The 18,844-nt window shown below is 65.5% G+C and carries 19 protein-coding genes; 13 read left to right on the forward strand and 6 right to left on the reverse strand.

The window, feature by feature from the left end; all coding sequences use genetic code 11:
• The first annotated feature begins 4 nt into the window (after positions 1-4).
• From NCS58_RS07760 to NCS58_RS07770, 3 genes are read left to right on the forward strand one after another with little or no spacing between them, the layout of a single operon-like run.
• A complete protein-coding gene (locus NCS58_RS07760; RefSeq protein WP_250538203.1) occupies positions 5-2,263 on the forward strand; it encodes an SLC26A/SulP transporter family protein in 2,259 nt (752 codons plus the stop codon).
• On the forward strand, positions 2,260-4,488 hold the full coding sequence (locus NCS58_RS07765) for a CHASE2 domain-containing protein (RefSeq protein WP_250538204.1): 2,229 nt from the start codon (positions 2,260-2,262) through the stop codon (positions 4,486-4,488). The genes NCS58_RS07760 and NCS58_RS07765 overlap by 4 nt, the downstream gene beginning before the upstream one ends.
• 20 nt (positions 4,489-4,508) lie before the next feature.
• Positions 4,509-5,294 (forward strand): 3',5'-cyclic-nucleotide phosphodiesterase, encoded by a 786-nt coding sequence (locus NCS58_RS07770; RefSeq protein ID WP_250476663.1) that lies wholly within the window; start codon positions 4,509-4,511, stop codon positions 5,292-5,294.
• A gap of 42 nt (positions 5,295-5,336) precedes the next feature.
• Here NCS58_RS07770 and tehA read toward each other — a convergent pair whose 3' ends face one another.
• Together tehA and NCS58_RS07780 are read right to left on the reverse strand one after the other, a co-directional pair.
• Positions 5,337-6,386 (reverse strand): dicarboxylate transporter/tellurite-resistance protein TehA, encoded by a 1,050-nt coding sequence (tehA, locus tag NCS58_RS07775; protein WP_250476664.1) that lies wholly within the window; start codon positions 6,384-6,386, stop codon positions 5,337-5,339.
• A 129-nt stretch (positions 6,387-6,515) separates the two neighbouring features.
• A complete protein-coding gene (locus NCS58_RS07780) occupies positions 6,516-6,785 on the reverse strand; it encodes a hypothetical protein (RefSeq protein WP_250476665.1) in 270 nt (89 codons plus the stop codon).
• 186 nt (positions 6,786-6,971) lie between these two features.
• Between NCS58_RS07780 and NCS58_RS07785 the strand changes: the two genes are divergently transcribed.
• The gene (locus NCS58_RS07785; RefSeq protein ID WP_250476666.1) at positions 6,972-7,415 is read left to right on the forward strand and encodes a diacylglycerol kinase; all 444 of its coding nucleotides are present in this window, start codon (positions 6,972-6,974) and stop codon (positions 7,413-7,415) included.
• 201 nt (positions 7,416-7,616) lie between these two features.
• Positions 7,617-7,940, forward strand: a complete 324-nt coding sequence (locus NCS58_RS07790) for a hypothetical protein (protein ID WP_061117303.1) — start codon at positions 7,617-7,619, stop codon at positions 7,938-7,940.
• 7 nt (positions 7,941-7,947) lie between these two features.
• On the opposite strand, the gene NCS58_RS07795 is transcribed toward NCS58_RS07790, so the two are convergent.
• Positions 7,948-9,423, reverse strand: a complete 1,476-nt coding sequence (locus tag NCS58_RS07795; RefSeq protein WP_250476667.1) for an NCS1 family nucleobase:cation symporter-1 — start codon at positions 9,421-9,423, stop codon at positions 7,948-7,950.
• A 164-nt stretch (positions 9,424-9,587) separates the two neighbouring features.
• Here NCS58_RS07795 and NCS58_RS07800 point away from each other — a divergent pair, with 164 nt between their 5' ends.
• The 5 genes from NCS58_RS07800 to NCS58_RS07820 all read left to right on the forward strand — a co-directional run bounded on the left by NCS58_RS07800 (position 9,588) and on the right by NCS58_RS07820 (position 14,094).
• Positions 9,588-9,758 carry a hypothetical protein gene (locus NCS58_RS07800; RefSeq protein ID WP_250476668.1) on the forward strand — a complete coding sequence of 57 codons (171 nt, stop codon included), beginning with the start codon at positions 9,588-9,590 and terminating at the stop codon, positions 9,756-9,758.
• Positions 9,759-9,840: 82 nt separating this feature from the next.
• Positions 9,841-10,752, forward strand: a complete 912-nt coding sequence (locus NCS58_RS07805; protein WP_061117301.1) for a YihY/virulence factor BrkB family protein — start codon at positions 9,841-9,843, stop codon at positions 10,750-10,752.
• Between the two features lie 67 nt (positions 10,753-10,819).
• Positions 10,820-11,719: a DMT family transporter gene (locus NCS58_RS07810; protein ID WP_061117603.1), complete on the forward strand. Its 900-nt coding sequence runs from the start codon at positions 10,820-10,822 to the stop codon at positions 11,717-11,719.
• Between the two features lie 490 nt (positions 11,720-12,209).
• Positions 12,210-12,989 (forward strand): hypothetical protein, encoded by a 780-nt coding sequence (locus NCS58_RS07815; RefSeq protein ID WP_061117602.1) that lies wholly within the window; start codon positions 12,210-12,212, stop codon positions 12,987-12,989.
• A 40-nt stretch (positions 12,990-13,029) separates the two neighbouring features.
• The gene (locus NCS58_RS07820; protein ID WP_061117601.1) at positions 13,030-14,094 is read left to right on the forward strand and encodes a GGDEF domain-containing protein; all 1,065 of its coding nucleotides are present in this window, start codon (positions 13,030-13,032) and stop codon (positions 14,092-14,094) included.
• A gap of 13 nt (positions 14,095-14,107) precedes the next feature.
• Here the strand turns inward: NCS58_RS07820 and NCS58_RS07825 are convergent, their stop codons facing one another.
• Together NCS58_RS07825 and NCS58_RS07830 are read right to left on the reverse strand one after the other, a co-directional pair.
• A complete protein-coding gene (locus tag NCS58_RS07825; protein WP_061117300.1) occupies positions 14,108-15,019 on the reverse strand; it encodes a recombination-associated protein RdgC in 912 nt (303 codons plus the stop codon).
• 53 nt (positions 15,020-15,072) lie between these two features.
• Positions 15,073-16,011 carry a DMT family transporter gene (locus tag NCS58_RS07830; RefSeq protein ID WP_250538205.1) on the reverse strand — a complete coding sequence of 313 codons (939 nt, stop codon included), beginning with the start codon at positions 16,009-16,011 and terminating at the stop codon, positions 15,073-15,075.
• A gap of 112 nt (positions 16,012-16,123) precedes the next feature.
• Between NCS58_RS07830 and NCS58_RS07835 the strand changes: the two genes are divergently transcribed.
• Both NCS58_RS07835 and NCS58_RS07840 read left to right on the forward strand, forming a co-directional pair.
• Positions 16,124-16,594 (forward strand): Lrp/AsnC family transcriptional regulator, encoded by a 471-nt coding sequence (locus NCS58_RS07835; RefSeq protein ID WP_061117298.1) that lies wholly within the window; start codon positions 16,124-16,126, stop codon positions 16,592-16,594.
• A gap of 89 nt (positions 16,595-16,683) precedes the next feature.
• Entirely contained in the window at positions 16,684-17,004 is a 321-nt protein-coding gene (locus NCS58_RS07840; protein WP_250476671.1) for a hypothetical protein, read from the forward strand.
• Between the two features lie 80 nt (positions 17,005-17,084).
• Here NCS58_RS07840 and NCS58_RS07845 read toward each other — a convergent pair whose 3' ends face one another.
• Positions 17,085-17,240 carry a hypothetical protein gene (locus NCS58_RS07845; RefSeq protein WP_250476672.1) on the reverse strand — a complete coding sequence of 52 codons (156 nt, stop codon included), beginning with the start codon at positions 17,238-17,240 and terminating at the stop codon, positions 17,085-17,087.
• 191 nt (positions 17,241-17,431) lie between these two features.
• On the opposite strand from NCS58_RS07845, the gene NCS58_RS07850 reads away from it, so the two are divergent.
• Positions 17,432-18,826 (forward strand): selenium-binding family protein, encoded by a 1,395-nt coding sequence (locus NCS58_RS07850; protein WP_061117295.1) that lies wholly within the window; start codon positions 17,432-17,434, stop codon positions 18,824-18,826.
• The last annotated feature ends 18 nt before the right edge of the window (positions 18,827-18,844 follow it).

An 18,844-nucleotide genomic window follows, 5' to 3' on the forward strand; every position in this document is an offset into this window, starting at 1 on the left:
CGCGATGAGCGAGAACGCGAGCCGCGACACGAAACTCATGCGCGCGAGGCCCGATGCGAGCGCATCGAGCGGTCGCTCGGCCATCGCGGCGTTCGGCGTCGATGCCCTCGCGGGCGTGCTCACCGCGCTGCTCGCGCTCGCCTACGCCGCCGGCTATGGCGCGACGATCTTCTCGGCCGGGCTCACGCCGTGGATCTCCGCCGGCATGCCGACTGCGCTTCTGAGCTGCGTGATCGTCGCGTTCGTGGTCGCGCTGACGAGTTCGGTGCCCTTCATGATCGCGGGGCCGGATTCGAACGCGACGGCGCTGCTCGCGGGACTGGCCTCGTCCGTCGCGCTGTCGGTGCATGCCGCGGGCGGCGACGACGGCGCCGTGCTCGCCACCGTGCTGATGCTGATTGCGGTGTCGTCGCTGACGACGGGCGCGCTGCTCTTCGCGCTCGCGCACTGGAAACGCGGCAACCTGATCCAGTACATCCCGTTTCCGGTGATCGGCGGCCTTCTCGCGGGCACCGGCCTGCTCTTGCTCGAAGGCGCGCTGCGCGTGCTCACCGATGCGCCCGTCGGCGCCGCGACGCCGCGTCTTTTCATGACGCTGCCGTGGCTCGCGAGCGTGCCCGCGCTCGTCGTGGGGGTCGGCCTCTTCGTGCTCACGCGCATCACGCCGCTGTCGCGCTACGTGATCGTGTTGCCGTCGATGATCGCGCTCGGCATCGTGATCTTCTACGGCGGGCTGCACGGAGCGGGCAAGAGTCTGGAAGACGCGCGCCGCATGGGGCTGCTGTTTCACTACGAGTCGATCACCGGCATGCGCCTGCCGTTCTCGCTGCTGCACGACGCCTGGCTGCCGACGCTCGTCTCGCGCACGCCCGAGATTCTCGCCGTCGCCGCTGTCTCGTCGATGACCGTGCTGCTCAACGCGACGAGCATCGGCGTGACGACCTCGCGCGATGTCGACTTCAATCGCGAGATGCGCGCGGCCGGCATCGCGAACGTGCTGACCGGGCTCGCGGGCGGACTCGTCGGCGCGCAGTCGATGACGCGCACGATCACCAACTGGCGTCTCGGCGTACGAGAGCGGCGCGCGGGCGTGCTGGCGGCGCTCTTCTGCCTCGTCGTGGTCGCGCGCTTTCCGAGCCTGATGGCGCTGTTGCCGAAGCCCGTGCTCGTGGGGCTGCAGATCTTCATCGGCGCGGCCATGCTGAACGAATGGCTCATCAACTCGTTGCGGCGCCTGCCGTGGCACGACTATCTGCTGATTCCCGCGATCATGGCGATCATCGCCGTGTATGGGATCGTCGCGGGCGTGCTCCTCGGCGTGGTCGCCGCGTGCATGCTGTTCGTCGTGCGCTATGGCCGCGTGAGCTGCTTTCGCCTCGAATTCGACGGGCGTGGCCGGCGCTCGAACGTCGAGCGCACCGTCGACGAAAGCCGCGCGCTCGATGGCGAGGCGCGCGCGCTCTACGGCGTCGCGTTGCAGGGGTTTCTGTTCTTCGGCACCGCGTATTCGATCCTCACGCATATCCTCGCACGCCTCGAAGCGAGCGCCGATGCCCCCGATGCACGCCCGGGCGTGCGCTTCGTGCTCGTCGATTTCGCGCGCGTGCATGGCGTCGATGCGTCGAGCACCGCGAGCTTCGTGAGGCTGCGCGAGGCCTGCGCGCGCGCGAACGCGCAGCTCGTTTTGACCGGCCTTTCGCCGGGGCTGAAGGCGTGGTTCGCCAAAGGCATCACCGATACGAAACGCGCGAGCGGCCCGCATGAATTCGCCGATCTGGACAGCGGCCTCGAATGGATCGAAACGCAGATGCTGCGCGCGCTGGATCCGTCGCGTGCGACGCGCGCGGGCGGGTTCGCATCGACCTTGCCCGACACGCTCGACGCGCTGCGCCCGCATCTCGACACGCTCGCGCTCGCGCCCGGCGAGTACGTGTTCCGGCAGGCCGATCCGGGCGATTCGATCTATTTCGTCGAAACGGGACGCGTGACGGTGGCGCTCAGCGTCGGCGAGGGGCGCACGTTGCGGCTGCGCAGCTTCGGCGCGGGCACGATCGTCGGCGAAATGGCCGTGTACACCGGCGCGCGGCGCAGCGCGGACGTCGTCGCCGACGAGCCGACCGTCGTGCTGCGCCTCGCGCTCGCGACCCTGAAGCGACTGGAAAGCGACGATCCCGCGCTCGCCGCGCGCATGCACAAGTTCGTCGCGCGGGTGCTCGCGGCGCGGCTCGTCGCCGCGAACGAGCAGATCCGGGCCGCGCAATGAGTGCGCGCGAACTCTTTGCGTCCGTGCTCAAACGCTCGGGCGTGCGTTGGGTTCTGGGCCTCGCGATCGTCGTCGCGCTCGCGGGGCACGCGCTCGCGCGCTACGACATCCGCTTCATCGATTCGCTGGCCGCGATGCTCTACGACGCGAAAGTGCGCCTCTTCATGCCGCGCACGACCGATGCGCGCATCGCGATCCTCGACATCGACGAAAAAAGTCTCGCGAAACTCGGCCGCTGGCCGTGGAATCGCGCGCGCATGGCGACGCTCGCCGATACGCTGTTTTCGCGCGAGCATGTCGCGGTGCTCGGCTTCGACATGGTGTTCGCGGAAGCCGACGCGAGCTCGGGCCTCGCCGTGCTCGACGAGCTCGCGCGCGGCCCGCTCGCGGACAACGCCGCTTACCGGCAGGCGCTCGAGCGGCTCGCGCCGCGTCTGGATTACGATCAGCGCTTCGCCGATGCCCTCGCGGGTCGTCCCGTCGTGCTCGGCTATTACTTCTCGAATCGGGACGCATCGAGCGGCGCGATTCCGTCGCCGCTGATGAACGAGCGCGCGTTCGGCACGCATCCGTTCACGCTCTTCGACTGGACGGGCTATGGCGGCAACCTGAGCGCGCTGCAAAGCGCGGCGCGGCGCGCGGGTTATTTCAATCCGGTGATCGACTTCGATGGCTCCGTGCGCCGGGTGCCGCTCATCAGCGCATTTCGCGACGGCGTGTACGGCGCGCTCTCGCTCGAAGTGTTCCGCGCCCTTTTAGGCGATGCCTCGGTCACACCCGTTTTCGACGATCCGTCCGATCCAACGTCACCGCTCGCCGGACTCGCGCTCACGACGCCGCGCGGCACGCGCGTCATTCCCGTCGATGAGAACGGCGCGGCACTCGTGCCTTATCGCGGCACGACGGGCAGCTTCCCTTACTACTCCATCGCCGATGTGCTCGGGCAGCGCATTCCGGCGGGCGCGCTCGCGGGCAAGATCGCGCTCGTCGGCACGACGGCGCCGGGGCTGATGGATCAGCGCACGACGCCCGTCGGCGAGGTGTATCCGGGTGTCGAGGTGAACGCGAACCTCATCGCCGGCATGCTCGACGGCACGATCCGCTTCGAGCCGCCTTTCGCGGCGGCGTTGCAGGCGTCGATGCTCGTGCTCGCCGGCCTCGCGATGATCTTCCTGTGGCCGTGGCGCAGCCCCGCCCGCGCGACGCTTTCCAGCGCGATGCTGTTCGCTGCGATCGTCGCGGCGGATCTCTTCGCGTTCGCGCGGCTCGGCTGGTCGATTCCCGTGGCGTCCCTGCTGCTTGCCGTGCTCGCGCTCCATGTGCTCAACATGTCCTACGGCTATTTCGTGGAGGCCCGCGCGAAACGCTATTTCGCCGCGCTTTTCGGGCAATACGTGCCGCCGGAACTGGTCGAGGAGATGAGCCGGCATCCCGAGGACTACAGCATGGCGGGCCGTCGCGCGGAACTCACCGTGCTCTTCTGCGACGTGCTCGGCTTCACCGCGATCGCCGAGACACTGGAGCCGGAAGCGCTCGCGCGGCTGATGAACGAGTATCTCGGCACGATGACCGAGGTGATCCGCGCGCATCGCGGCACGCTCGACAAGTACATCGGCGATGCGATCATGGGCTTCTGGGGCGCGCCCGTCGACGATCCGGATCATGCGCGCCATGCGCTCGCCGCGGCGCTCGGCATGCGCGCCGCGCTCGTCGAACTGAACCGCACGCTCACGGCGCGCGGCTGGCCGACCTTGTGGATCGGCATCGGCATCAATACGGGACCGATGACGGTCGGCGACATGGGCTCGTCCGTGCGCAAGGCGTACACCGTGATGGGCGATGCGGTGAACGTCGCGGCGCGGCTCGAAGGACTGACGCGACGCTTCGATATCGACATCATCGTCGGCGAGGCGACGCGCGAGCGGGTGCCGGATGTCGTATTCCGCGAGATCGATCGCGTGCGCGTGAAGGGACGCGTCGCACCGATCGCGGTGTTCGAGCCGCAGCCGCCGCACGAACATGCCGATGCGCTCGCGCGCTGGCACGCGGCGCTCGCGCACTATCGCGCGCGCGAGTGGGACGAAGCGCAAACGCTACTCGCGACGCTCGCGGCGCAGTATCCTGAGCGACAGGTGTATGCGATCTATCGCAAGCGTATCGATGCGCTGCGAGGCGTCGCGTTGCCCGAGGACTGGGACTGCGTAAGCGCATTCGATACGAAATAGACCATCAGGCGGGGCGCATCATGAAGGTTCGGGTACTCGGCTGTAGCGGCGCGATCAGCAGCGGCCCGGTCGCGGCGAACGACGCCGGCGGCACGACCGCGCTGCTCGTCGATCACGACATCATGATCGACGCCGGCACAGGCGTCGCTGTTCTGACCGACGATGAGCTCGCGCGCGTCGATCATGTGTTTCTCACGCATTCGCATCTGGATCACATCGCGTATCTGCCGCTCATGATCGATGCCGTGGGCGATGCCCGCGACGCGCCACTGATCGTCCACGCGAGCCGCGCGACGCTCGACATCCTGCAGGCGCATATCTTCAACAACCTGATCTGGCCGGACTTCACGCGCATTCCTTCGCCGCAGGCGCCGGGCGTGCGGTTCAAAGCACTGGAGGTCGGCGAGCGCATTACGTTGAATGAGCGCACCGTGACGGCATTGCCTGCGCGACATACGGTGCCGTCGATGGGCTTCGCGGTATCGAGTGAGACAGCGTGTCTGGCTTTCAGCGGCGATACGACGACCAATCCCGCGTTCTGGGCGGCGATTTCGGCGTTGCCCGGATTACGCCATGTGATCGTCGAGACCGCGTTTCCTGATGCGCAGATCAAGCTGGCGCATGCGGCGCATCACTACTGCCCGAGTCTCATGGCGGATGATGTGCGCGGCGTCGAGATGAAGGCCGAATTGCTGATTTCGCATCTGAAACCGCCGCACGGCGCGCAGATTCTCGATGAACTGCGCGCCGCGTTGCCGGGAGTGTCGCTACGTGCGTTGCGCTCTGGCGAGGTGTTGATCTTGTGACGTCCCGCCGATAGTTGCATCGCTAATCGATTGCATCAGCGCTCAACGTGAGCCTGCTACGGCACGGCTTTCGATGGAGCGCACGTTGTCCTTGAGCGGTGTCACATTCGCGGGCGCGGCAGGCGTTGAGACCGGCAACAGGGTGCCTCGTGCAATCGCCCGCAGCGTCCCCGCGATCATGAGACCGATCACGACGTTCGCCACGACGAACGCCGCCGGCGCGATCCACACCATCGGCCCCGTCGCGCCGCGTTCGAGCATCCGGATCGCCATCGTCGGCAATGCGGCCGCGCCGAAGCTGAAGGCCCAGTACGAAGGCGTGAATGCGGTTTGACGAATCCACGGGACGAGACGCGTCAGCATCAGCGCCTGATAAAGACCGTAGCCGAGCAGCATGTAGGCGAACATATCCGGTACGCCATGCGTCATCGCGAGATACGACACGCCTCCGACGACCGGCGGCGCAAGCTGAATGCCGAGGCTCGGGCGCAGCGCTTCGGGCAGTGGCTCATGCACGGCGGCGCGATGCAGCACGATGGATTCGATCGCGAGCCACGAGAACACACCCGCGCCGAAGAACAACATGCCGAGTTGCGTGAAGCCGAGACCGGCCGCTGCCGTTCCTGCGACGAAGCTCGGCGCGACAGTCGGCAGATAGATCGCGGGCGTGATCAGCTCGGGCTTGCGGCCGCCTTGCCAGAACCGTCCTTGCAGATACGCGCCGAGCGCAAGCGAGCTCACCGCGCCAATCACGAAGAGCGCGATGGCGAAATCGCGCGAATATGCTTGCACGGCTTGCGCGGCGAGCATCGTCGATACCGGCACGAGGGCCGCGAACGAAGACTGCACCGGATGACGCATCTCGGCGACGGCCGCGTCGCGTTGCACGAGCCACTTGCGCCCGTAGGCGACGAGATACGCGAGCCAGACGACGAGCGCACTCGCCGTCAGCAGCGCGGGCACCGCCTCGGGAATCGTCCATACGCGGGCGGCCGCGCGCCATGCGCCCGCGAGCGCGAGCGAACCGACGGCGATGCCGAAGAACGCGACCGGCATCGGTGCATGATTGTTCGTACCATTGTTGCTGTCCATTGCCCTTCTCCGTAAATTTTCCGACGAAAGCGAAGGAGCGCGCTCGTCGTGTCGTTGGAGAAAGGTTAAGGGCGGCGGCCTTCCGCGCGAATGTCGCAGCGTCTCGTTGCGCTGCTCGCGCGTCTCAAATCATTCGCCGCCGCGCAGCTTCACGGCGATGTCGTGCCAGTCCTGCACCGCGTGCTTCAATTCGCGGCATAGCCTGGGGTCGAGCGCATCGAGACGTGACCACAAGACATCGAGCGACTTTTCGCGCGCCTCGAACACGGCTGCCGCCGCGAGCTTGCTCGCACCGGAGAGGCGCGCTTGCGCATCGACGCACTCCATGTACAGATGCGCGAGATGCGGATCGGCAAGCTCGACAGGACGTAGATGAACAGCGGTGAAGCGTGACTTCATGATGATTCCCCGGCTCTCTTTTAGTTATCGGCGTGAGTGCTTTCGCCTCGCGATTGCGCGACAGTATGAAGGTCCGGCGAATCCCCTGACAAGCCCATTCATCGCCGCTACGTGCGCTTCGGATCGGCAAACGTTTTCGTATCGGCACGTGCGATACACTCCGGCCAACGCGATAACATTCCCGTCATGAACCGGCCGACTGATTCCACTTCACGTTCTTCATCGACGCCCACGCAAGGTGCGCACGTCAAGCGGCGCGGCCCCTTGCGCGCCCTCTTCGCGCTGCGTCATTCATGGGCCGGCATGGCCGCCACATGGCGTGAGGAAAGCGCGTTTCGCCAGGAAGTGTGCCTCGCGATCGTGCTGCTGCCGATTGCCGCGCTCGTCGGCGTGAGCGCCGCGGAACGTGTGCTGCTCGCAGGATCGGTGCTGCTCGTGTTACTTGTCGAACTGCTCAACTCGAGCATCGAAGCGGCGATCGATCGCATCTCGCTCGAACGTCACGAACTCTCCGGACGGGCGAAGGATTGCGGCAGCGCCGCCGTCACGATCGCGCTCCTGATCGCCGCGATGACCTGGGGCGTGATCTGCGGCCCGCTCGCGTGGCACTGGCTGCACGCGCATCCATAAGCAACGAGGCCGTTTGCGCGCGGCGAATCACTTCGATACGAATGCATCGATATGCCGCGCAAGCGACGTGAGCGAGCGGCATGGGTTTCATCGAAGGCTCCGGGCGGAATAAAAAACGCAACGCGCGTCACGACAGCGGGGAATAATAGGCGGCGGATCGTGGGCCTTCAACAAGAGCTTAAGAAAAAGGAGTTCAAGCAGATGAATGGACTTTTCCGCTCGTGTTTTCTTCCCGCTGCCGCACTGGCGCTCGCCGCGTGCAGCACGCCCGTCGAGTTCTCGGCGAGCGCGAACCCGCCCTCATGGAACGATGCCAACGCCGATGCCGATTTCAGCGGCATGGACAATTCGATGTCCGCGTGCAAGGCCGCCGCGAAGAAAGCCGGCGCAGGCCGCTGCGTGCAGGTGCGCGCCTACGAGGCGTGCATGAAGGACAAGGGCTACATCACCGTGCTCGGCCCGGAGAATCCGCCGAACTGCGGCCAGCCCGAATGGGAGCAGGACGTGCGCAAGTGGATCAAATGAAGTCGTTCTATTGTCGATTCGCCATGCGCATCAGCACGACGTAGAGCAGCGCGCCCGCGGCCGCGCCGATCAGCCAGCCGAGATTGTTCGGCGGCAGAAGCTTTAGCATTTGGGTCGACAGCTCCCAACCGACCGAGATCGCGCCCGACAAGAGGAGCGCCGCGAGCCCGACCTTGTTCCAGCCGCCATCGTAGTAGAAGCGTCCGCCGGGCTGCATCGTGTAGAGATCGGCGGTCTTGACCTGCTGGCGCTTCACGAGATAGTAGTCGGCCATCATCACGCCGTACATTGGCGCGAGCACGGCGCCGAACACGGACACGAAGATCGTGATCGCCTTCGGGCTGTCGACGAAGATCCACGGGCACACGATCACCGCGAGTATCGACGCGATCAGGCCGCCCTTCTTGAAGTCCACATGCTTCGGGAACAGATTGGCGATGTCATAGGCGGGCGAGACGAAGTTAGCGACGATATTGATGCCCATCGTCGCGATGATGAAGGTGATGCTGCCGATCGCGACCCACACCTTGTTCTCGATGCGCGAGACGATCTCGACCGGGTCCATGATCATCGTGCCGAACACCTTTTCGCTGCCCGCTGTGACGATCACCGTGATGATTGCAAACGCAACGAAATTGAACGGCAAGCCGAGAAAATTGCCGATCTTCATCTGCCGCTCGCTCTTCGCAAAGCGCGAGAAGTCGCCGAAGTTCAGCAGCAACGCGGCGAAGTAGCTCACGACGAGCAGGGTCGCGTTGACCATCGCGTGCAGTTGCTCGTCGCCGGACAGCACCTTGCCCGAAAGCGTGAGATTGAGGCTGCCGAGACCCGCGCGGTACAGGATCCAGCCCATCAGCACGAACATCACGACATACACCGCCGGCCCGCAGAAATCGATGAACTTGCGGATGATCTCCATGCCGCGCTGAAAGATGATGAGCTGCAGCAGCCACATGAAAAGAAAGCTCACCCAGCCGAGCATGTCGAGGCGCAGAAAGCTCGTATCGCGCCACGCGGCGACCGACGGCACGAACAGAAGCAGCAGCGTCGCGACCGCCTTCGACGCGAAATACGTCTGCACCCCGTACCACACGATGCCGACCACGCCGCGGATCAGCGCGGCGAGATTGGCGCCCATCACGCCCATCGAGACGCGCGCCATCACGGGAAACGGAATGCCGTGCCTGAGGCTTGGCTTGCCCACCCAGTTCATCAGCACATACACGATGAGAATGCCGATGGTGAGCGCGAGCAGCACCTGCCAGCCGGAGATGCCGAGCAGAAAGAGGCTCGCGGCGAAGGTATAACCGCCGACGCTGTGCACGTCGGACATCCACATCGCGAAGATGCTGTAGCCGGTCCAGGTTCGCTTCGCGCGCGGTACGGGCGCGAGATCGTGGTTGTAGAGGCGTTCGTCGGCGTTGACGATTTCGGCGTCGGCGCCGAGCGCGTCGGCGGCGGAGGTTGCGTGGGATGCGGCCATGATGTCCTCCTGTGCCTTCGACGGGCGCGTGTTATGTACCTAGATTAATCCATCCAAAAGATGAAGGTGCATGCGGCAGTGCGCTGCGTCGCGGCATATTAAAGTCCGGCCGTGCGGCTGCCGTTATGTGAACCATGAGAAAACGACGCCTTAATTCCCGCGACATGAACGACGCTTTCGCCGCCGCAGCCGAGGCGCTCGCGCTTTTCTGCCGATTGCGCAACGTCGACGCGACCGAGCTTCCCGCGGGGGAAGTCGACACCCTGCTCGATCTTGCGTTCGAAGAAGCCGCGCAGCAGGCGGCCGCACGCAGCGAGGCGCGTCGCCCGGGCTGACATCTTCCGTGCGCGCGAGCGCATACGGGAGCGATACTTGCTCGTCCGGACAAGATGGGCAGCATCGCGCCGCGGAGGTTCCATGTCGAAGATTCTGGGCCCCGTGCTGGGCCCGCAGGTGAAAAGCGTCGCACGTCATCCTTTCGCCTTCGCGATGCGCACGCTGCGGGCTTTTCGCGCCAATCAGGGCATGCTGCTCGCGGGCGCGGTCGCGTACTACGCGCTTCTGTCCATCGTTCCGCTGCTGATCCTGATCGTGATCGTGCTGTCGAAATTCATCGGACAGCAGCAATTGCTCGACACACTCGCGCATCTGCTCGAATGGCTCGTGCCCGGCCAGGCGCGCGCAGTGGTACGTGAGCTCGCCAACTTTCTCGCCCATCGCGCGGTGCTCGGCTGGCTTCTGCTCGTCACGATGATTTTCTTCAGCTCGCTCGCTTTCACGGTGCTGGAGAACGCGATGTCCGTGATCTTCGTGCATCGCGTCGCGATCCGGCGGCGGCATTTTCTGCTCTCGGCGCTCCTGCCGTACTGCTACATCCTGTTTCTCGGCGTCGGCATGCTGATCGTCACGCTCGTCTCGAACGGCTTGCAGGCGATGGGCAGCAATAGCGTCGATCTGCTCGGCGTCGAGGTGTCGCTCAAAGGCGTGTCGCGGGTGTTGCTCTATCTGCTCGGCGTCGCCGGTGAGATTTTCGTGCTCACGTCGATCTATCTCGTGATGCCGGTCGGAAGGCCGTCGCTGCGGCTCGCGCTGCTCGGCAGCGTGACGGCGGCCGTGCTCTGGGAAATCACGCGCCACGTGCTCGTGTGGTACTTCGCGACGCTCTCGCAAGTGAGCGTCGTGTACGGCTCGCTCACGACGTCGATCGTCGTGCTGTTCAGCCTCGAAGCGCTCGCCACCCTGCTGCTCTTCGGCGCGCAGGTGATTTCCGAATTCGAGCGCTTCGGCATCGAAGGCAATGCGCCGCCGCAGCCTTTCACCACCGGCTGAAGCACTGCAGCATGCCTTCACGGCGCGCCCGCGCTACAGTGATGCGGCACCGTCCGGCACACTTCCGATGTCCAAGCTCACGTCTACGGCCGCCTCAGCCGCGTCCTCGCCGCATGGCGCGCGCGTGGCCGTGCTCACCGTCATCGCGATGCTCGCCTTCGCCGGCAACTCGCTCTTGTGCCGTCTCGCGCTCAAGGGCACGCAAATCGACGCTGCGAGCTTCACGCTCGTGCGCATCGCGTCGGCGGCGCTCGTGCTGTGGATGATGCTGCTCGTGCGCGGCGGCCATGTTCGCGACGATGCGCGACGCGCCGGCAACTGGACGTCGGCGCTCGCGCTCATCGTCTATGCTGCACCGTTCTCCTACGCCTACGTGCGGCTCGCGGCGGGCGCGGGCGCGCTGCTGCTCTTCGGCGCCGTGCAGGCGACGATGATCGGCTACGGGATCGCGATCGGCGAGCGTCTCGCCGCGACGCAGTGGCTCGGCCTGCTGCTCGCGCTCGCCGGCCTCGTGTGGCTTGTGCTGCCGGGACTCGCCGCGCCGGATCCGCTGTCGTCGGCGCTGATGATCGCCGCGGGCATCGGCTGGGGCGTCTACTCGCTGCGCGGACGCGGCCGGTCCGACCCCGTCGCCGAGACGGCGGGCAATTTCCTGCGCGCGCTGCCGTTCGCCCTCACCGTGTCGGCCCTCGCGCTCGCGTTCGCGCATGCGCGCTTCGATGTTGCGGGCTTCGCCTACGCCGTCGCATCAGGTGCGCTGACCTCGGCACTCGGCTATGTCATCTGGTACGCGGCGTTGAAAGGCTTGAAGCCTGCGACGGCCGCCACGGTGCAACTGAGCGTGCCCGTAATCGCGGCGGCGGGCGGCGTGCTGTTGCTCGGCGAACCGCTGACCGCGCGCCTCGCCGCGAGCGCGGTCGCGATACTCGGCGGCATCGCGCTCGTCGTATCGTCCAAACGCCGATGAGGGCATGTGGCGCGCACTCCACACCGAAAGTCCCGCCACGCGCGTATGTGCGCCACCTCACATACGTGCGGGAACTTCCTCTGAAGAATGATGTATGCGCCGCTCATCAAATCGGGGCTGGAATGAAGAATGCTGCAGAGTGGCCGAACCTGCTTCGCCATCGTCTCGCGCGATGCGGTGAAATCACGGCGCACCGGTCCGTCCGACCCTGCTCGCGCCCTTTTCGCCGGGTGTTGCGCGCGATCATCCGCATCTTCGTTCACGCGCCTCATCGCCGCCCGGATTGTCGCGGTATGTGGCGCGAGTTACATTGTTTGGCAAAAAATGGCCCGGCAGTGCAGGCTGAACCGGCATCCGGCTGTGACGTTCCGCGCAGGCACATCGCATTCATTGTTCAGATGATGGGACGCGCGGGGCGAATATGGGCGAGCGCGCGCCGTGCGTCCGCGCTGGTCCGCTGTCTGACGAATACGTTCTGGAGAGCGCTGTCATGCCTCAGCACGCAAAGCTACCCGAGGAGAGCATCGCGGAGCACGCAAGTCCCGCGAATGATCCCACTGTCACCAATTCGCCCGAGACTGCAATCGATTACGACGACGAACCCGGCCCCATGCGCATGCCATTGCGTTTCGGGCGACTCGCGCTGTGGATGGCATCGGCGACCGCGCTCGGCATCGGCGTGCTCGGCACCGTGGCGTACGGCATGTGGTTCAACCACGATCAGCGGGTGTACGCCGAAGCGATGGCGAGCGCGCGCCGCACGCTCGGCATCGACCAGCCCGCCATCGCCGCGCAAACGCAGTCGGCGGGGGCCGTGGAAACGCCCCTGGCCGGGGCTCCCGGCAACGCGGTCCGCTATGCGTCGAACGATGGACCCGCGCCCATCGACACCGCATCGCTTGCCGACAATGCGCCGGTCGCCGACGCCGCCGACGAACCCACCGTCGCCGACACCGGCACGGACGGCTCCGACACGACCCTCGCGACGACGGCCTACGCGCAGTCCTCGACACGACCGTCGCAGGCCGACGGATCGACCGCCGCGCCCGTCCAGGGCGCCGCCGTGCAACGCCGCGGCGCGCCATCCGCGACGGCGCGGGCCGCCGCCGCGAATCGCGCCGGCAACGACTCCTACGCGCAGGCGCGCAAGCGCCAGGCGCACGCGAAGCCCGAGGGCGGTCTCTTCGCCCGCGTGGGCGCGTTTTTTAACCGAGTGAGCTATCGACACAATGTCCCGAACCGTCAGCGAGAGGAGTATTCACGCCCCTGAGGACACGCTGGCGGGCCGCGTGCGGCGCGCGCTCGAACGCATGCGCATGCCCGGCCCCGCGCCGCTCGCGGGCGCCGCATTGCTGTGCCTGCTGATCGGCCTGCTGTTCCTCGCGATGCAGATCCGCGCGATCTTTTCCGCGCAACTGCAACAGGAGTATGTCGGGCTCGTGCTCGAAGCGGTCGAGCGCGCCGATACCGCCCGCGCGGCCGCGCTGTCGCTGCAGAACGCCCCAGCCGGCGACACCCAGCGTCAGGCGGCTTATCGCGAGTCGCGCATCGAACTGGCGGCACGGCTCGCGGCGCTGCACGCGCTGGTGGCGGCAAGCCCCATGTCGGCGCCGTCCCTGCCCTCCGCCGTCCTCTCGCCCGCCACCGCGCTCGGCGAGGCGAGTTCCGCGCTCGATTCCACCTATGCCTGGTGGCGCACCGCTCGCGATCGCGCGAGCGCGGACGTGCGCGAACGCATTCTGAGCGTGTCGCATACGTTGATCGCGCTCTCGGCGATCGTCTTCGGCGTGCTCATCACCGCGCTCGGCATGTATGCAAAACGCAACCGGCAACTCCTCGGCATTTCCAACGAGTTCGAGCAGGCGTCGCTGCACGATCCGATGACCGGCCTGCCCAACCGCCGCAAGCTCTTCGCGGCGCTGGAGGAAGCGGCCAACGCGCTCGCGAGCGGCGCGCGCGGCTCGACGCGCATCGCGGTGCTGTACATCGATCTCGATGGCTTCAAGCGCGTCAACGATACGCATGGCCACCGCATCGGCGATGAATTTCTGATCGCGGTGTCACGCCGTTTCCGCCATGCGGTGCGCGGCGGCGATCTCGTCGCGCGCATCGGCGGCGACGAATTCGCGCTGCTCGTGAGCGAGTTTTCGAGCGATGGTGAACTGGCCGTGATCGCGCAAAGAATCATCGCGTGCGTCGGCGAAACCGATGCGCAGATGGGCCTGTCGCTCGTGCGCGCGAGCATCGGCATCGCGAGCTTCCCGGATCGCGTCAACGATTACTGGCGGCTCGTCGCCGCCGCCGACGACACGATGTACACCGTGAAGCGCAATGGCAAGAACGGCTACGCGTTCTCGCCGTCGCCGTCCGCCTGATTCGCCTGTTTCCCTACGCGGCGGCGCGCAGATCCTCTTCGCCGCCCAGTGCTTCGGTCAGCGCCGACAACATGCGCGCGAGTTCGCCCGTCATCAGGATGAAGTCGGATTCGAAGCGCTCGTCGTCGTTCGCGGCGGTGGGATCGGCGGCTTCCTTGATGACGTCGAGCGCGCTCACGCGCTTCAACGTGAGCGATGGCGTCAGCACGAAGGAAACGCGGTCATCCCACGTCATCGCGAGACGCATGCATTGCTTGCCCGCTTCGATATGCCGGCGCATGTCTTCGGTTTCGAGCGCGTGGCCGACATAGCGGACCGTCGCGTTGCCTTCGCCCGTCGAGCGCAGTTCGGTGTCGCGATCGAGCGTGAAGCCCGCGGGACCGTCGCCCGACAGCAGCCAGTCGGTCATCGCGGAAACGGGGGAGCGCGCGGTGCGCACGCTGGCGAGCGGCAGATCGGTGACGGACTTCACGAGCAAGCCGATGATGTCGTCGCACACCGTCGCCGACGACGAATCGATCGCAAGCCAGCCGTTCACCGGGTCGATCCATACGCGCGTATCTCGGCGAATGCTGAACGCGCGCGGCAGGAGTTCGTCGGTGACCTGCTCTTTCAGTTCGCGCAACTGCTTTCTGCCGGGTTTGAAGCCCTGCTGCTCTTCGATTTCGGCCGCGCGTTCCTTGACGAACTGCGTGACGACCGATGCGGGCAGGAGCTTCTTCTCCGCGCGATAGACGATGAGCGTCTGACGATTCGCCGTGTAGACGAGTTCATCGTCGCCGCGCGGCGAGACCCAGCCGCGCCGCTCGTTCTCGATGCTCGACGCCGCGTTGAACGCGAGCGGCGCGAGCCATTGCTGCATGTGTTGCGGCGTGACGGACCAGTGTGCGGGGAGACGGTGAAGCTGGAGGTTCTTGAACCACATGGCGCGGGATTTCGATGTAGTCGGAAAGGGGCGCCATTCTATACGAGTGCGCGTCAATCCTTCGCGCGCCGTTTTTGCGGCACGATCCGCCACTGCAGATTCACGCCTGCCGCCGCGAGCAGAATGAGCACCGCCCCGGCCACTTGCAGCCACGCGAGCCTTTGCCCGAACGCGAGCCAGTCGACGACGATCGCCACGACCGGATAGATGAACGACAGCGCGCCCGTCATCGCCGTCGGCAGCTTCTGGATGGCGCCGTAGAGCAGCACGTACATGAGTCCCGTGTTGACGATGCCGAGCATGACGAGATCGGACCAGCCGGTAATCGACGCGGGCGTCTGGTCGAAACGTGCGAACGGCGCGAGCATGACGATGCCGAACAGCACGTGCAGCATCGCAATCAGATGCGGCGGCGTGCCCTTCAGGCGCTTCGTGACGATCGACGATATCGCGTACAGGAACGCCGCGCCGAGCGCATACGCGATGCCTTCGAAATATTGCCCCGGCATCGCCAGCACGGCGGGCTCGACGCGCACCACCATCACAAGGCCGATGAACGCGACACCGAGCCACGCGATCGTCGACGCCGACACGCGCTCGCGCAGCACGACCACGCCGAGCGCCACAAGCATGAATGGCTGCGTGTTGTAGACGGTCGTCGCCATCGAGATCGACGCGCGCGAATACGCGGCGAACAGCAGCAGCCAGTTGCCGACGATCGCCACGCTGCCGAGCGCGACGAGCCCCATCATGCGCCACGAGAAATAGCGCTTCTTCAGAAAGCCGAACGCCGCGCACACGGCGACGAGCGTCGCCGCGCCGAACACGCAGCGAAAGAACACGACGTTCCACAGCGTCTGCCCCGACGACACGACGAGCCAGCCGATCGTGCCCGACATCAACATTGCGAGCGACATCTCGATCGCGCCGCGACGCAGTTCATTCGCGTTCGATGCGCCCGCAAAACGCGCATTGATTCTTTCCGTGTTCATCTCGTGCCCGCCATGCAATTTTCGATGGGTTCAAGTCTATCCGGGCGCTCGCGCTGAAACCATGCCTAGAATTAGGCAAGTGCATCTTTCGACCTTCGAATCCAAGGCCATCATGGGAAAGAACCTCAGCAGCGCGCCCCACGTGGGCATCGACGCCATCGATCGCGAACTCATCAACGTGCTCGCGAGCGACGGGCGCATCGCGGTGAGCGAACTTGCGAAACGCGTCGGCCTCTCGGCGCCGAGCACTGCCGAGCGCATGCGCCGGCTCGAAACGCAGGGCGTGATTCGCGGCTTCACCGTCGATATCGATCCGCGCGCGCTCGGCTACACGCTGCAGGCGATCGTGCGCGTGCAGCCGTTGCCCGGGCAGTTGCATCTCGTCGAGGACGCGATCCGGCGCATTCCCGAGTTCGTCGAATGCGACAAGGTGACGGGCGACGACTGCTTCGTATGCCGCCTCTTTCTGCGCTCGATCGAGCATCTCGACGACATTCTTTCCCGAGTGACCGAGCGCGCCGCGACGAGCACGGCCATCGTGAAAGCGACGCCGATCGAACGACGCCTGCCGCCGCTCGGCTGACTGAATCGCGCGTTTTTATGCGCAGACGAACGGCGTTACACTTGAGGCGCTTGCCGACGCATCACAGGTTTTGCGCGAGAGGAACGAACATGAGTGACTTCGACGCCAACCGCACCTTCCGCGGGCTTCCGCTGACATCCGAGCAGGATGCCGAAGTACGGCACTACATCAAAAAGAAAAAGCAGCGCGGCGAACCGTGGGATACGCCCGAACTGGAGGCGATGTTGCAGGACATGCTGGAGCCGCCCGCCGACGAGGACAGTGTCACCGAGGACGACACCGACGACGAAACGCGCTCGGTGGCGGAACGCGCGTCCGCGTTCATCGACGAAGGCATGGACCCGATCGAGAATAGCGAGGAATGGCACGCCGCGATGGAAGCCGAGGCGATGAAAGGGCCAAGACGCTGACGCGCTTCGCGCGCCGTGCGAAAAAAAAGCGCCGGTCGATGCCGGCGCCCTATCCGTTTAATTCACGTCCTGCTGCACGTTCAATGCCTGTGCCGCCAGTCACGCGGCGGATGGGAATCCAGCCAGCGCGCTTTGGGGGTATGGATATGCGGGTGCCGGTGATGCATCACGAGAACCACCGCGACGCATAGCACCAGAATGACTCCCGCCATCAGGCTGATCATCGGCTCGGCCATCGCTACCTCCTTTTTGGTCCAGGGGCGATGCCTGTATTCTAGGCCTTGTTTCCGCCGCCGATTCATGCGTCATGCGAAAGCTAAGCACAAAAGCATCGTCGCGCCGCGAGGGCATCGCAAGCGTGTCGCGTCCGCGTGTCCTATAGTGCTTTTGCAAGCGAATCGACGACGACACAACTGGGAGACGCAGCATGGCGACATGGAAACCGGATCCGAGCTTCTACCCTTCCCCGCGGCTCGCGGCGAAAGCGCCGCGTGAAACGCTGGCCTACGTCGCGACGTTCGATCCTGAACGCCAGACGCCCGACAGGATCGCCGTCGTCGATGTCGATCCGGATTCGCCGGACTACACGAAAATCGTCGGCGAAATCTCGATGCCCGATACCGGCGACGAGCTGCATCACTTCGGCTGGAACGCCTGCTCGTCATGCCTGTGCCCGAACGCGCCGCATCCGCACATGGAGCGGCGCTATCTCGTCGTGCCGGGGCTGCGGTCGTCGCGCATTCATATCCTCGACACGAAGCCCGATCCGAAGAAGCCCGTCATCGTCAAAACGATCGAGCCCGCGGAGCTCGCGGAAAAAACCGGCTATACGCGTCCGCACACGGTGCACTGCGGGCCGGGCGGGATCTATATCACCGCGCTCGGCAACGCCGAAGGCAAGGCGCCTGGCGGCGTGCTGATGCTCGATCAGCAGAGCTTCGATCCGCTCGGCCGCTGGGAAGTCGATCGCGGCCCGCAGCAGCTCGCGTATGACGGATGGTGGCATCTCGGCTACGACACGATGGTCACGAGCGAATGGGGCACGCCCGATACCTTCGAGAACGGCCTCGTGCCGGACTTGCTGCTCGGCGCGAAGTACGGCCGCAAGCTGCATTTCTGGGACTTCACGAAGCGCAGGCACATTCAGGAAATCGACTTCGGCGACGAGTATCAGCTCGTGTTCGAACTGCGCCCCGCGCACGATCCGACCAAGCCATACGGCTTCGTCAATTGCGTGATCAGCCTGAAGGATCTGTCGTCGTCGATCTGGACGTGGTATCGCGACGGCGACAAATGGGCGGTGAAGAAGATCATCGACATTCCCGCCGAGCCCGCCGATGCCGATGCGCTGCCGCCGCTCCTCAAAGGCTTCGGCGCGGTCCCGCCGCTCGTCTCGGACATCGATCTGTCCATGGACGATCGCTTTCTCTACGTGTCCTGCTGGGGCACGGGCGACATGCTGCAATACGACGTCTCCGATCCGTTCGCGCCGAAGCTGACGGGCAAGGTGCGCATCGGCGGCGTGGTCGCGCGCGCGACGCATCCGGGCGCCGCGAATGGCGCGTTGAACGGCGGACCGCAGATGGTCGAGGTGAGCCGCGACGGCCGCCGCGTCTACTTCACCAACTCGCTCTACGGCGCGGTGGATGCGCAGTTTTATCCAGAAGGCATAGACGGCTGGATGGTGAAGCTCGACGCCGATCCGAACGGCGGCCTCGCCGTCGACGACAAGTTCTTCATCGACTGGCCAAAGGGGCATCGGCCGCATCAGATCCGGCTGCAGGGCGGCGATTGTTCGTCGGATTCGTACTGCTATCCCTGAGACGCCGCGAGCCGCTTC

Source organism: Caballeronia sp. INML3B (assembly GCF_023631305.1).
Lineage (GTDB): Bacteria > Pseudomonadota > Gammaproteobacteria > Burkholderiales > Burkholderiaceae > Caballeronia > Caballeronia turbans.

Excerpts from the sequence above, each read along its gene's own strand:
- NCS58_RS07795 (WP_250476667.1), bottom strand. The coding sequence starts at position 9,423 with ATGGCCGCATCCCACGCAACCTCCGCCGCCGACGCGCTCGGCGCCGAC.
- NCS58_RS07830 (WP_250538205.1), bottom strand. The coding sequence starts at position 16,011 with ATGAACACGGAAAGAATCAATGCGCGTTTTGCGGGCGCATCGAACGCG.
- NCS58_RS07805 (WP_061117301.1), top strand. The coding sequence starts at position 9,841 with ATGTCGAAGATTCTGGGCCCCGTGCTGGGCCCGCAGGTGAAAAGCGTC.
- NCS58_RS07800 (WP_250476668.1), top strand. The coding sequence starts at position 9,588 with ATGAACGACGCTTTCGCCGCCGCAGCCGAGGCGCTCGCGCTTTTCTGC.
- NCS58_RS07815 (WP_061117602.1), top strand. The coding sequence starts at position 12,210 with ATGCCTCAGCACGCAAAGCTACCCGAGGAGAGCATCGCGGAGCACGCA.
- NCS58_RS07840 (WP_250476671.1), top strand. The coding sequence starts at position 16,684 with ATGAGTGACTTCGACGCCAACCGCACCTTCCGCGGGCTTCCGCTGACA.
- NCS58_RS07770 (WP_250476663.1), top strand. The coding sequence starts at position 4,509 with ATGAAGGTTCGGGTACTCGGCTGTAGCGGCGCGATCAGCAGCGGCCCG.
- NCS58_RS07765 (WP_250538204.1), top strand. The coding sequence starts at position 2,260 with ATGAGTGCGCGCGAACTCTTTGCGTCCGTGCTCAAACGCTCGGGCGTG.
- NCS58_RS07835 (WP_061117298.1), top strand. The coding sequence starts at position 16,124 with ATGGGAAAGAACCTCAGCAGCGCGCCCCACGTGGGCATCGACGCCATC.
- NCS58_RS07780 (WP_250476665.1), bottom strand. The coding sequence starts at position 6,785 with ATGAAGTCACGCTTCACCGCTGTTCATCTACGTCCTGTCGAGCTTGCC.
- NCS58_RS07845 (WP_250476672.1), bottom strand. The coding sequence starts at position 17,240 with ATGGCCGAGCCGATGATCAGCCTGATGGCGGGAGTCATTCTGGTGCTA.
- tehA (WP_250476664.1), bottom strand. The coding sequence starts at position 6,386 with ATGGACAGCAACAATGGTACGAACAATCATGCACCGATGCCGGTCGCG.
- NCS58_RS07820 (WP_061117601.1), top strand. The coding sequence starts at position 13,030 with ATGCGCATGCCCGGCCCCGCGCCGCTCGCGGGCGCCGCATTGCTGTGC.
- NCS58_RS07825 (WP_061117300.1), bottom strand. The coding sequence starts at position 15,019 with ATGTGGTTCAAGAACCTCCAGCTTCACCGTCTCCCCGCACACTGGTCC.
- NCS58_RS07850 (WP_061117295.1), top strand. The coding sequence starts at position 17,432 with ATGGCGACATGGAAACCGGATCCGAGCTTCTACCCTTCCCCGCGGCTC.
- NCS58_RS07810 (WP_061117603.1), top strand. The coding sequence starts at position 10,820 with ATGTCCAAGCTCACGTCTACGGCCGCCTCAGCCGCGTCCTCGCCGCAT.
- NCS58_RS07785 (WP_250476666.1), top strand. The coding sequence starts at position 6,972 with ATGAACCGGCCGACTGATTCCACTTCACGTTCTTCATCGACGCCCACG.
- NCS58_RS07790 (WP_061117303.1), top strand. The coding sequence starts at position 7,617 with ATGAATGGACTTTTCCGCTCGTGTTTTCTTCCCGCTGCCGCACTGGCG.
- NCS58_RS07760 (WP_250538203.1), top strand. The coding sequence starts at position 5 with ATGAGCGAGAACGCGAGCCGCGACACGAAACTCATGCGCGCGAGGCCC.